The organism is Erwinia sp. 1181_3, assembly GCF_052824965.1.
The window spans coordinates 1-12,854 of sequence record NZ_VTDE01000002.1 but is presented as its reverse complement, the minus strand read 5'-3'; the positions used below and the strand labels follow the sequence as shown (position 1 = coordinate 12,854).

Below are 12,854 nucleotides of genomic sequence, written 5' to 3'. Positions count from 1 at the left end.
GTCACCTTTCCGTGCCGCTTCCCGGCATCGATGACCACTCCTTTCTTCTTGCCCACAGGGCATTCCTGACAGGTTTTCCTGTTTTTATCCGGAGGTTTATATGATTGAAGTTAACTGCTTTGCCGATCTGCGTACCACCGCACCCGCGAAGGCTGGTGATATTGCCATGCTGAAACGTTATTACGATAAAGACTCGACCTTTCACGGTGGCGGCGATTTTGTCGGCTTCCTCGGCACATCTCCATTGAGTGATGACGGGGGCAGTGTGGCCAAAGGTAACGGCTTTTTCTGGAAGCGTATTATTAATGATACCGAACAGGTGAACCTGTACCACTTTGGTGCCCGCGGGGATGGAGTTACCGACGACAGCGATGCTTTCCTGCGTATGTTCAAGTGGTCGCAGGGATACGATACCAATGCGAAAAACATTGGTGTTCGCTTTCCGGCCGGTAAGTTTTTGATCAACCCGATTGATCTGACGGCCAGTGAGATTGCCTGCTTCGCCCTGTACGGTGATGACAGTCCATACGGTGTGACACCGCGTACGGTGATCGTGTCGGATAAGTCGATTAACCCGGTGCTCAAAGTGAATGCTCGTCGCACGGTGATCCGTGGCATTAGCTGGAATGGTCAGGCCAGCGCCGATACCACCGTCAATACCGGGGCGATCACGCCTGATATGTTGTCGAACGTACAGCCCTTCTTTGAAAACATCACCATTGAAGGGCAGTTCGTTAACATCCGCTGTTTCCGCGTGCAGAATAACGGCGGCACGGCGGTGAAACTGCTGGATACGCTCGACAGTCGTTTTGACCAGATCTATTCGCAGACGACCTATGCCCGCGTCTTCGATATCGGCTGGTCGAACTCACCCCGGGGCGTCTGGGACCATTCCACGGCGGTCGAGTTGACCAACGCCAACTTCCAGAGTGGTTATGGTGATGCCACGCTGATGATGCCGAGAATGACCCAGGGGATTATTCGTAACGTATGGATAGAACATACCCGTTTCCCTGGTGATCTGACCAACGGACAGTGGATTGTTGATGCCCTCAGCGTCGAGAACTGCGACAACCCGCTGTATATGAGTAACAGCCGGGCGCTGGTCCGCCAGCTTAACCTTCAGGCGGGGGCGAAAGTGAACCTCGATAACGCCCCGGGCCGCTGGCTTTCCGGCTATGAGAACGGCTGGCGTCGGGATGAAAACTACGGCACGGTGATGACCGGTTCGATGAAGGCGGGCTGGTACAGCGGCTATAAACTGACGAACACCACCACCAGTGATAAATGGTTCAAGGTGGGCAAATTTATCTTTCCGAAGGTCAATCAGCAGTGGACGATCGAACTGCTGGGCAAAATGTCGACGGCCAATCCTTCCGGCGTCGCGGGTAATCCCACGCAGGCGGTGTCCAGCGGGATGACCTGGTTGAACTTTCAGCGCTGCGCCACTGCCGTATGGGGCGATATGTTCCATCGCGGGCAGCCGGCAGTGTTGGATGTGAAGTACAAACGTAGTTATGAAAATATCGTTGAAGTGTGGGTCAAACTGAAGGCGGGGAGTGGTGACACGATGTTTAATTTACGCTCAACCGGCCCGACGCGTTTTGAGGCGGGCGAGTGTTCCTTGTTTACGCCGGACCTGACGGAAGCGCTGGATGAAACGGAGATCGGTACGGTCACGCCGAATGCCCGTCTCAGTTTACATAACGGGCTGGCGGGCTTTGGTGCAAATGAAAACGGGGTCGCCACGATGGCCACCAGCGTCGCCTCCGCCCCTGCTAGCAGCGTGCCGACAGGGTATGTGACACTCAATATCAATGGTGTTGACCGCAAACTGCCGTACTACAGCTGATAAAAAAGTAAATACATTAACCGCCCTTAGTTGGGCGGTTTTTTATTTATCATGATCAATTGTCCGAATCAGACTCTTTTCCTGATAAACCTTAGTGAAACAAGTGATAAATTTCCCTCTGCGAGTCAGTTTTTCCGCGCTTTCAGGCTGGCATTAATCTGAATTAAGGCAAGGAAACGCCTTTTTTAAGCGATAAACGCTTGAAAAGCAGGCAATGGCTGATTTAAATCCAGCGGCGGGGTTGTGATGACGTCACCAGGCTACGTAAAATAGGTCCAAAAGGTAAATCAGGAGAAGATCGTGTCTGAAACTGCATCTGGCGAACATCAATTTGAACGGCTTGAAGAAGCTAAAAATATCGCCCTCGGCTGGCGTATTGTGGGGCAGATGCCACCACAGACCCTTGAAGAAGCCATTCAGATGCTGCGCGACAGCTCAGATTTTGCCGCGAAAGTGTGCGATTTGCTGACAGAAGAGCTGGCTGCGAATAAGCGACGCTAAGGCGCATCGTTTTAATCAGATGACAGCCGCGCTGTTTCACCGCGATGTCGAAAGCGGGACCACTCGTCCCAGCAGTTTTCCGGGTTTATATCACTGAAGTTCTGTGACGGATCGAGCGCAAAGGCGATACGATCGGGAATAGACACACACATGGCGGTATCGCGCAGTGCTTCTACCTCTTCGCGCGTCAGGCTCGCCCCTTTCTGTCGTTCCGCATCGCTCAGTAATCCCATCAGTGAGGGAATATAAATTGTGGCCATAGCATGCCCCATTGGTCTCTTATTGTGATGGTTAATTTTTCGGCATCGCAGAGGGGAACTTTAGTGGCAGGGCTTGCATAGGAGGCTAACTGGTTACAAAAGCTGATATTTTAGACAAAAAAAAGCCCGCTAAGAGCTTTAATGCGGGCCAACACCAGGGAAATCTATTAAAATAAATAATAAGACGAATCTGAATAAATGCAAATGAAAAGCATCTTTTTTACGCATTAAATTCAAAAAATTTGGCATGTCACCGCACATATACATCAAAATTCTTCTGATACCATCCACTGATCGGCTTCATCGAACATCTCTTCAACGATGCGTAACAGCGTGGATTTATCGCTTTTACTGGCGTCGCTCTTCACACCGTTAGCCTGCATGGGTTTTACCTTGACCTGTGCGTCAGGAAACACTCTCTTGACCCGCTTTTCCAGCTCATTAAGAATAAGTTGTTCGGCATTGGCCAGACCGGCTACGTTGCGCTTGTCATAAATCAATTCAACAAACATTTTTGCTCCTTGTGCATTTTTGCTGGATAAAAATACAGGTATCTTATGCCGGGTTCAAACACTATTTCCGCTCTGGCAGGAAGAAAGGCAGCAAACCGCAAAACAGGGCTCCCAGCGGGACTAGAATAGGGCACCGGTTAAAAAGGAGAGCAGCATGAACAAGATGATGGCAAGTGCGATGGTGTTAATGATGATGGGAGTGTTGGCAGGGTGTACCAGCGACCACATCTTGCATATGCGGGATGGCAGTACGGTCGTGGTGGAGGGTAAACCTCACCTGGATAACGCCACTAAAATGCTGGTCTATACCGACGCAACCGGGCGCACCCAGGCCGTGAACCTGGACGAAGTGCAGGGGATGTCCCGGCTGAAAAACTGATCGTCATCCTTATCTGCCAACCGATGCTGAGCGGAAAGAAGAGCAGAATACCCCGCTAATGTCCGCCAATCGGCAGTACCGAGTGGCGCAGATCCAGCACATTATTTTCCGCTTCATCCAGCAGCGCCAGCCACTGGCGCACATCGACTTCCTTCCATGCCAGATGCCCGGCAGTGGTGCCCATCAGGACCACATCCGGGCGTAACGCGCGATAAAACTCCAGCGTCTGCCGCAGTTCACTCTCATTACTTTCATCGACCAGCACGGTGACCCAACGATCATGGGATAGCGTGACAGTGTCACCGACGAATAAATACGTTTTACCATGAGGAGAAGCATACAGATAGCTGGTGCTGCCCGGCGTATGCCCCGGGGTGGGCACCACATGAAAACTACCGCAGTGGACCTCCGCTGCATTGAACGTGGCATCGGCTTCGGCAAAGTGGCTGACCTGGCCTAATGCACGCGCATGACAGTAGAGTGCGGAGTTGAAACGTTGCTGTAAGCGCCGCGTACCCGGACTGGCTTCGTGCCAGTGCGTCAGATAGTGGCGAATAATGCCCCCCTGATCCGCAATCATCTGGTGGTCCTCCGGGTGTTCAACCCGTGATATCAGCAGGTTGCCACGCACATGTTGCAGTAAGAAACCATGCATCATCAATACGGGTTCATCGTCACTGGTAGGAAATTCCGGGGTGGATACCCAGAGATCTTCATATAACTGTTTCATCTTTTTTGCGCTCCCAACGATCAGCGCAGCACAGGATGTCCTGATACCTGTAACGAAGCGGCGGTATTCTCCACCGTCAGCATTCCCTGGGCGCCAAGGGGCAAGGTGACGGTGTCCGCGCTGTGGCCGAACGCTAACCCGGTAATTACCGGAATACCCGTCAGATCGCGTATCAGGTTCCAGACACTGGTGAAATCGTAGCCATTGTCGTAATCCGTAGAAGTGGTTCCGCTAAAACTGCCGATAATAATGGCATTCTGGCGGGAAAGAATACCGCTCTGATGCAGTTGCAACAGCATGCGTTCGATACGGAAAGGATGTTCATTCACATCCTCGATCACCAGAATGCCGTCCTGAATATCCGGCATCCACGGTGTGCCGATCAGTGAAGCGATCATCGCCAGGTTGCCGCCCCAAACTGTACCGGTTGCCTGAACGCGTTGTGAGACTGTCGTCCACTCCAGAGTTAATTTAGGCGAAGTTAGCGCGCGCCAGAAGTGTTCAATGGTAAAATCAGACAAAACCTCAGCGCCGAAATTACCCGCCAGCATCGGCGCGCTGAAGCTTTGCATCCCACTTTGCGCCAATAACGCCAGCTGAATGGCAGTAAAATCGCTGTGGCCGCAGAGGGCGAGCGGGGCACCGGCCAGCCGCTCACGCAGTGCCGCGTAGTGAATATGTGGTAAAAGTCGGCTGGCACCATAACCTCCGCGTACTGCCAGAATGATATCCGGCAAGGGATTAAGCTGTACCAGGCCGTTGATATCGGCCAGACGCTGGCTGTCATTACCGGCAAAACGTTGCTCGCGGCGGGCAATAATGCCGCTGTTATCAACCCGGTGGCCATCAGCCTGCAAACGTGTCACACCGCGCGCTGCGGCCGCAGGATTGTGGCAGTAGCCTGAAGGGGCAACCAAATGGATCGTACGTGGAATTGTCGACATAACGCTCACTTTGATGATTTTTTATGCGCCAGCAGTGAATTATTTCGAACCGGGCGCTGTCCAATTGATTCGATGATGACGAATAGCCGCTATGAAGTCACCAGCATGCCGCACAATTTAAGAGTTACGGTAATTTCCTAATGGCCGGCAACCCGTATGATAGTCGCGAAGCTCGGGCTCAGAGGATAATAAAAACGTGAGAAAAAGCGTGAAAATGGCGGCGATGATCGCTGCATTATTGCTGGCAGGTTGTGCCAGTGAACCCCAGAGAAAAATTGTTCGTCAGCCGGATACTCCCTTAACTCAGGCCCCTCCTTCGCAGGTGGCCAGTGCCTGGTCGATGATGACCGAGCAGGCAGCACAGCGGAATGGTGTGGATCAAAAGCTGGTGGAAGCGATTATTAGCGTAGAATCGGGCGGCAACCCCACGGTCGTCAGCAAGTCGAATGCCGTTGGATTGATGCAGATAAAAGCCTCTACGGCAGGGCGGGAAGTGTATCGTTCACAGGGCCGACGTGGGCAACCAACGAAGTCGGAACTGCGTGACCCGGTGAAAAATATCGATATTGGTACTGCGTACCTGCGTATTCTGCAAGAGCAGCAGCTGGCGGGGATTCGTGATCCGAAAACCCTGCGCTATGCCACTATCGTCTCCTACGCTAACGGTGCAGGTGCTTTACTGCGAACCTTCTCTCGTGACCGCGATCGTGCTATTGCGATGATTAACGCCATGACCCCGGAAGCGTTTTACCAGCATGTGCAGGATAAACATCCGGCGGCCCAGGCGCCACGTTATCTGTGGAAAGTCACCACCGCCTATCGCACAATCTGAATCACTCCTGGAAACGGTTGGCTTTATCACGCGCCAGCCGTTCCAGCGAGAAAATCACCTGTTGCAGCTCACGTTCCTGCCCGGCATTCAGCGACAGGAAGCGGAAGCTGAGGCGTGGTGTTACGATTGTCTCGCTTTTACTGCCCACCACGCTGCGTTTACCAATGGTAATCAGCTGTGCATCCACTTCAAAACGGCCATATTCCCCCATCTCCACGCGCAGCTTTTTAATGCTGTCGCCGATTTGTAGCGTCTCCGGCAGGGCATTATCGGACAACACGCCAACGCCGCCCAGTGAGAGGTCTTGCAAACGCAGGCGACCTTCACCTGATCCATCAGGCCAGGGGATATAGCAGTAAAACACCGGATTGAGCGGTGCCGTTACGCGGAAAAATTCGCGGCGCTGGATCATCCAGAGCAATTCAGGCAGCTCTGCAGAAAATGCCGGTAATCCTTCGTGCTCGTCCTCGCCAAGGGCCACCAGGGCAAACTCAACTTTGGCACCGCGTGTTTCTGCGGTGATATGCAGATTCCGGGCCTCTTTCGCCAGCTGATTGTCGTAATCATTACTGCCGAAATCGAGCAACATGTTCTCTTTATCCGCGTACAGTAGTCGTGTGATGAACTGACCGCGAGCGTGCGACACCATCACGGGTGTTTGACTGTCCAGCAGATCGCGCAGGACGGCCAGAACTGCCAGCGGCCCACGTTTCAGGTATTGTTCTTTGTCGTCCTCTTTCACATCCGGCTCCAGTCGAATAGCAAATCATGCGCGTTAGCGACCCTGTAACGGTTATCGGCAACCCCTTCAAGGGCTTTACAATTATTTTACGCGATAGACAAAGAAAGTTTAGATTTAAATCACAGGCTTAGAAACCTCGCCTATACTTAGTGCGTTTTATTAGGCGAAGCGTTAAATCATAAGATTATAAGGAGTGACTAATGGGTATTATTTCATGGATCATCTTTGGTCTGATCGCCGGTATTATCGCCAAATGGATTATGCCGGGTAAAGATGGCGGTGGTTTCATCATTACCGTGGTTCTTGGGGTGGTGGGTGCCGTTGTGGGTGGCTGGATCAGCACCTTCTTTGGTTTCGGCAGGGTAGATGGTTTTAACTTCGGCAGCTTTATTGTCGCGGTGATTGGTGCGATCGTGGTGCTGTGGATTTACCGTAAGGTACGCAGTTAACACAACGGTTTAGAAACAAGGGAGGCTGAGGCCTCCCTTTTTACTGTCTGGCTTTTAGAAATCGTAACCCACGGTGGCGATCACGCTGCGTTCAGCCCCCACGTAACAGTTGGTGGTGCTGTAACAGGCGGCGATATAGTCACGACCAAACAGGTTATTGGCATTGACCTGCACATAAGCCCCTTTCATGCTGCTGTTCCAGTCGCCCAGATTGGCACGTACAGAGGCGTCGACCAGCGTGACGGAGGGGACCCGTGCGGTATTGTCGTCATTGGCCCACTGTTTACCGATGTAACGTACCCCGGCACCGGCACTGATGCCGTAGTCAAACTGATAGTGTGCCCAGGCAGAGGCCATCTGATTGGGTGTCAGCAGTGGCGTGTGGCCATCATTGCCGTCCTGCAACTCTTTATAACGTACGTGGTTCAGCGTATACCCGGCGATGGTGCTCAGACGCGGGGTCAGCTGATTACGTGCTTCCAGCTCAAGTCCCTGAGAGTGCACTTTCCCGGCGGGAATGTAGGTGGCGCTGGCAATATCGTTAGAATCACGTGCCGCGACATCTTTCTGCGTCAGGTCATACACGGCAGCGGTGTACAGATCGCTGGTGCCCGGGGGCTGGTATTTCAAACCGGCTTCATACTGCTCAGACGTAGACGGTTTCAGCAGGTTGCCGTCTTTGCCAGGAAGAATGGATGGCGTGACCGCCTGGCTGTAGCTGACGTAAGGCGACAGGCCGTTTTCAAAGGCATACAACAGCGATGCGCGTCCGCTGATGTGATCATCCTGCAGACGATGTTTAACATCGGTGGTGTGATTATCCTGCTCTGACACCATGCGATCATAGCGGCCGGACAGCGTGGCATGCCAGCGATTCCATTCCAGCTCATCCTGCAAATAGACGCCGGACTGATAGTAGCGGCGAGTGGTGTTGTCCTGAGACGTGACCGTTACGCCGTGAGAGGCGGTGGCGCCGGTGAACGGATTAAGTGGGCTGGCACTCCCGTATCCGCTCCAGACATCGTTTTTATACTGATGGTATTCCGCACCTACCACCAGCTTATGCGTCACGTCGCCAGTGGCGAAATCCGCTTCCAGCTGATTATCCGTTGACCAGGCATCCAGTGAACCGCGTGAGCCACTGTAGCCACGTGCTAACTGGTCACTATCATCGATCCAGCCGTTCTGATACACCTGATCCAGTGCAACGCTGCTGTGCGTGTAGCTGGCATCAGAGCGCACTGCCCATGTCTCATTGAAGCGGTGCGAGAAGGCGTAGCTGTAAACCTGTTCACGCCGTTTGTACTGGTCAACGCTGCTTTCGCCTTCGTTGAAGCCATCCTTTAACCATTTGCCATTATGCTGGGTCAGGTTACCGGAAAGCGGTGTGGAGCCGTGATAACCACCAGAGGGATCTTTTTGCAGGTAGGCACGCAGCAACAGGGAGGTGTCTTCTGACGGCTGCCACAGCAATGACGGCGAGATCGTGTAACGTTCTTCACGTGTATTGTCATACTGCGTATCGCTGGTGCGCGTCATGCCGATCAGGCGGAAGGCCCACTGGTCATTAATCGCATTGGTATAATCAAAGGCGGCCCCTTTGGTATTTTGTGTTCCACCGGTCAGACGGAAATGCCCTTCAGAGACAAACTGCGGACGTTTCGAGGTCATATTCACCAGCCCGCCGGGAACGGTCTGACCATACAGCGCAGAGGAGGGACCTTTGATGATATCAAGGCGCTCAAGGAACCAGGGATCGACCTGCATAATATTATGGCTGCCGCCGTCGCTCATCAGGCGCATACCATCGAGGAACAGATTATCGACATCGCCGCCGTGGAAGCCACGCAGGGCAACGGTGTCAAAACGGGTGGCACCCCCACTGAAGTTAGAAAACACCCCTGGCGTATAATTCAGCGCCTGGCCAACGGTATTGGCGGCCTGATCGTCAATCTGCTGGCGGGTGACGACAGACACCGACTGACCGGTGGTGATCAGCGGCTGATCGGTTTTGCTGGCGCCGGTAGACGTGGTCGCGTTGTAGCCACGCGTTGGTGAATCGGCGGTCTCCGCGGGCGCTGCCGTCACCACCATCTGGCTGTCAGCAGCGAAAGTCATGCCAGGGGCGGTCATCGCAATGGCGCAGCACAGCACCGATCGCTTCAGGTTAAAAACCAGAGTCATCTTCTTTCCTTGTAGGGTGGATCGAGGGAACTGAAAGCCGATCAGATCCCTCGGGAAAAGGCATTCTTACATAAAAGTAACAAAATATGAGAATAACAATGAGAATTGTTATTGTTATCGTTGATTTTTTCAAGCGTAAATTTTATTTCAGTATCGGAAGGTGTCTGGTGGGCTGCGGAGTCTGGCAGCGTGAGGTGAGGGGGGCCGGGAACGATAAAAAAAGGCGGCACAAAGGCCGCCCGGTCAGGGTTAATGCAGGTTAAGGTGCTGGTTTAGCCGTGCTGATATCCCCCACATTATTACAGGTCACGCCTTTAGGGCAGTAAAGATCCATTAATTTCAGCGTTACGCCATTGGTCCAGCCAAAGCCATCCTGCAACGGATATTCGCCGCCACCGCCGCCGCCCAGCCCTTTACCTTCGACAACGTATTTCTCGACCAGCTTGTGTTCTTTATCGTAGGTGGCCTGCACGTTTTGCAGGAAGCGCATACCGATCTCTTTCGCCAGGTCCTGCTTACCATAGTGATTCAGCCCCTCAACGGCGGCCCACTGCAACGGTGCCCAGCCGTTAGGCGCATCCCACTGCTGGCCGTTGTTGACGGTGGTGGTCACCAGGCCACCTTCTTTCAGCAACTGCGCTTTCACGGCGCTGGCCGTACGGTTAGCGTGATCGTCCGTCGCGGCCTGCACATAGAGCGGGAACAGCGTGGCGGCGGTTAACTGCGGACGGACCTGCGCTTTCTGCCAGTCATAGTCGGCATACCAGCCCTGTTTCTCATCCCACAGATAGCGGTTGATCGCGTCACGACGCTGTGTGGCACGCTCGGCCAGACGCTTGCTGGCACCTTCATTTTTCGCCACCTGGTAAGCGTGGGCGAGGGTATTCTCCAGGTGGAACATCAGGGCATTCAGGTCCACCGGGACAATGCGGGTGGTATGAATGGTAGCCAGATCACCCGGTTTATCGAACCAGCGAGAACTGAAGTCCCAGCCCGATGCGGCCCCGGCTCGCAGGTCGCGATACAGCCCGGCTTTATCGCGCGACGGGGCTTTCCCGGCGGTGGCGATATCGTCCATCCAGGATTCGGTACGCGGCACATCGCGGGCATCCCAGTAGCGGTTGAGCACGGTGCCATCTTTAAGCTTCACGACACGTTTGCTGGCCGATCCGGCGGCTAACGTGCTGCTGTCGGCATCGGCCATCCAGTAGTTGTACTCTTTCTCCAGCTGCGGCAGATATTTGCTGTAGACCGCTTCACCCTCATGTTTTGCCAGCAGATCGACCATCATACTGAAGAACGGCGGCTGCGAGCGGCTGAGATAGTAGCTGCGGTTACCGTTGGGGATATGGCCGTATTTATCCAGCTCAGAGGCAAAGTTATCGACCATATCCTGCACCCGATCCCAGTGACCGCTTTCCGCCAGCCCCAGCATGGTGAAGTAGCTGTCCCAGTAATACACTTCGCGGAAGCGCCCACCCGGCACCACATAAGGCTTCGGCAGCGGCAGCAGTGAATCCCACTGATTGGCCTGACTGGCGGAACGCGTCAGCACGGGCCACAGGCCGTTGATATGTTCACGCAGGCTCTGACCAGCGGGTGGAACATATTTCTCCCCCTCTGCGGGCAGGATAAAATTCGTGGCAACAAACCGCTTTAAATCGAAATTGCGCTGCATTTTCTGCATTTGCCAGTCGGTAAGAATGGCGGTCGGGTCCTGTTTCGGCACGGCATCAGCAAAGGTTTTCTGGTCGGGGAAAATTTTTGCCGCCTGCACCGCGTGGAACAACGGCCCGAGCCGGATGTCCGGTGGCTGCGGGTTACTGCTCAGCATACGTTGATTATCTTCCGCCTGCAGCGTGAAGCTGGCGGTCAGCGCGGCGGTGAGCAGCAGGGGGGTAAACAGGCGTGTATTCCATTGACGTTGTTCGACTCTTCTCATTAGCCATTCTCCATGTCCAGACCATGCATGATCTGTAAGTAGTTGAGCAGATTAAAACTTTAGTCGAATTTAACGAAAGGGTAAGGGATCGAAGGGGCAAAGTGTGAGTCAGGTAGGGGTTTTAACACCACAATGCGCTGAATGTGGTCGAAAAAAATACAGCGGGAATGGCAGGAAAACACGGGGACTGGCAGGCCCCCGTGAGGCGATATTACAGATTCACGCAGGTCTCTTCCGGCAGGCCAAGCATCAGATTCAGGTTCTGTACCGCAGCACCCGAGGCGCCTTTGCCGAGGTTATCCAGGCGAGCAACCAGAATGCTCTGGCGCTGCTGCGCATGGCTGAAGACAAACAGTTCCATATTATTGGTATTATTCAGCGCTTCCGGCAGCAGGTAAGGGGCAGTATCGGCGTCCAGGCTGTTCAGTGCGTTCACGTGAATAAACCGCTGGCCGTGATAGAAGTCAGCCAGCGCCTGCTGTAACGCTTCGCCATCCACATCATTCAGCGGAATAAACACCAGCATACCCTGCGCATAATCACCGACGGATGGCTGGAAGATCGGCTTGCTGCTCAGCCCACTCCATGCCTGAATCTCTTTCAGGTGTTTATGATCAAAGCCCAGGCCGTAGGCGGCAAACCCGGTGCCTGCCTGCTGGTATTTTTCGATCATCGCTTTGCCGCCGCCGCTATAGCCGGATACGGCGTTAATCGCCAGCGGTTGATCGGCTTTCAGCAGGCCGCTTTGGGTCAGCGGTGCGAGCAGGGCGATAGCGCCGGTAGCGTAGCAGCCCGGATTGGACACATGGCTGGCAGCACGAATTTTCTCGCGCTGGTCGGCCGCCAGTTCCGGCAGGCCATACACCCAACCTGCTTCTACGCGGTGCGCAGAACTGGCATCGAGTACGCGTGCACCCACGTCATCGGCCAGCGCGACGGCTTCACGTGCAGCAGCATCTGGCAGGCAAAGGATGCTGACATCCGCCTGTTTCATCAGCGCCTGGCGGGCAGCGGCATCTTTACGCTGCGCCTCATCAATGCTGAGCATTTCAATCTGAGGATGACGGGCCAACCGCTGCTGGATCTGTAACCCGGTGGTGCCTGCCTGACCATCGATAAACACGCGATATTTCTGACTCATTACCGTCTCTGCCCTGACTTCGTAAAAAAAAGAGTGGTGAGAGTATGCGAGATTTAGGGCGAAGGGACAATAAAAAATGACTGAATATCTGTTTTATTTGCATAATAAGTCATTATTGTTCGAGTGGACAGGTCAACATCCTAAGGTCAACGTCTTAAGGTCAAGGGCGTTTCGCTTTCCCGCTGTCGCGGGCTGAGCGACAAGGGGCGGCCAGTCGCCGCCGCCCCTTGACCCCGGGCTTGCGGCAGGCGCTGCGCCCGTTTCACGGGTGCCTTCGTCAGTTCCGTTCACCGACGGACCACTCGTGACGGCACTTCCCTGTGCCGGCCCGAGCTTTCACCGCCGTCCTGGCGGTTCATCCTGGTTCACATCACTTCCTCAGCGCC

13 protein-coding genes are annotated in these 12,854 nt (G+C 54.0%); 5 read left to right on the top strand and 8 right to left on the bottom strand.

Annotated elements, in window-relative coordinates:
- Positions 1-100 precede the first annotated feature (100 nt).
- Both FY046_RS04425 and FY046_RS04420 read left to right on the top strand, forming a co-directional pair.
- Complete coding sequence (locus FY046_RS04425; protein ID WP_133843356.1) at positions 101-1,852, top strand: glycosyl hydrolase family 28-related protein; 1,752 nt, start codon at positions 101-103, stop codon at positions 1,850-1,852.
- A 300-nt stretch (positions 1,853-2,152) separates the two neighbouring features.
- Positions 2,153-2,353 (top strand): hypothetical protein, encoded by a 201-nt coding sequence (locus FY046_RS04420; RefSeq protein ID WP_133843358.1) that lies wholly within the window; start codon positions 2,153-2,155, stop codon positions 2,351-2,353.
- A gap of 11 nt (positions 2,354-2,364) precedes the next feature.
- On the opposite strand, the gene FY046_RS04415 is transcribed toward FY046_RS04420, so the two are convergent.
- Entirely contained in the window at positions 2,365-2,613 is a 249-nt protein-coding gene (locus FY046_RS04415) for a hypothetical protein (RefSeq protein WP_133843360.1), read from the bottom strand.
- Between the two features lie 266 nt (positions 2,614-2,879).
- Positions 2,880-3,125, bottom strand: coding sequence for a DinI-like family protein (locus tag FY046_RS04410; protein WP_133843362.1), 246 nt, complete (start codon positions 3,123-3,125; stop codon positions 2,880-2,882).
- A 154-nt stretch (positions 3,126-3,279) separates the two neighbouring features.
- Between FY046_RS04410 and FY046_RS04405 the strand changes: the two genes are divergently transcribed.
- Positions 3,280-3,504, top strand: coding sequence for a YgdI/YgdR family lipoprotein (locus FY046_RS04405; protein WP_133843364.1), 225 nt, complete (start codon positions 3,280-3,282; stop codon positions 3,502-3,504).
- Positions 3,505-3,559: 55 nt separating this feature from the next.
- Here the strand turns inward: FY046_RS04405 and FY046_RS04400 are convergent, their stop codons facing one another.
- Complete coding sequence (locus FY046_RS04400) at positions 3,560-4,234, bottom strand: MBL fold metallo-hydrolase (protein ID WP_167864557.1); 675 nt, start codon at positions 4,232-4,234, stop codon at positions 3,560-3,562.
- 20 nt (positions 4,235-4,254) lie between these two features.
- Positions 4,255-5,178 (bottom strand): muramoyltetrapeptide carboxypeptidase, encoded by a 924-nt coding sequence (gene ldcA, locus FY046_RS04395; RefSeq protein WP_167864558.1) that lies wholly within the window; start codon positions 5,176-5,178, stop codon positions 4,255-4,257.
- A 196-nt stretch (positions 5,179-5,374) separates the two neighbouring features.
- Here ldcA and emtA point away from each other — a divergent pair, with 196 nt between their 5' ends.
- Positions 5,375-6,010: a membrane-bound lytic murein transglycosylase EmtA gene (gene emtA, locus FY046_RS04390; RefSeq protein ID WP_159337275.1), complete on the top strand. Its 636-nt coding sequence runs from the start codon at positions 5,375-5,377 to the stop codon at positions 6,008-6,010.
- Position 6,011: 1 nt separating this feature from the next.
- Here the strand turns inward: emtA and FY046_RS04385 are convergent, their stop codons facing one another.
- Positions 6,012-6,752, bottom strand: coding sequence for a flagellar brake protein (locus FY046_RS04385; protein WP_133843371.1), 741 nt, complete (start codon positions 6,750-6,752; stop codon positions 6,012-6,014).
- 200 nt (positions 6,753-6,952) lie between these two features.
- Between FY046_RS04385 and FY046_RS04380 the strand changes: the two genes are divergently transcribed.
- Entirely contained in the window at positions 6,953-7,201 is a 249-nt protein-coding gene (locus FY046_RS04380) for a GlsB/YeaQ/YmgE family stress response membrane protein (protein WP_133843372.1), read from the top strand.
- A gap of 54 nt (positions 7,202-7,255) precedes the next feature.
- On the opposite strand, the gene FY046_RS04375 is transcribed toward FY046_RS04380, so the two are convergent.
- The 3 genes from FY046_RS04375 to argC all read right to left on the bottom strand — a co-directional run bounded on the left by FY046_RS04375 (position 7,256) and on the right by argC (position 12,468).
- The gene (locus FY046_RS04375; protein WP_159337274.1) at positions 7,256-9,385 is read right to left on the bottom strand and encodes a TonB-dependent siderophore receptor; all 2,130 of its coding nucleotides are present in this window, start codon (positions 9,383-9,385) and stop codon (positions 7,256-7,258) included.
- Positions 9,386-9,644: 259 nt separating this feature from the next.
- Entirely contained in the window at positions 9,645-11,327 is a 1,683-nt protein-coding gene (treA, locus tag FY046_RS04370; protein WP_167864559.1) for an alpha,alpha-trehalase TreA, read from the bottom strand.
- Between the two features lie 211 nt (positions 11,328-11,538).
- Entirely contained in the window at positions 11,539-12,468 is a 930-nt protein-coding gene (gene argC / locus FY046_RS04365; RefSeq protein WP_167864560.1) for an N-acetyl-gamma-glutamyl-phosphate reductase, read from the bottom strand.
- Positions 12,469-12,854 lie beyond the last annotated feature (386 nt).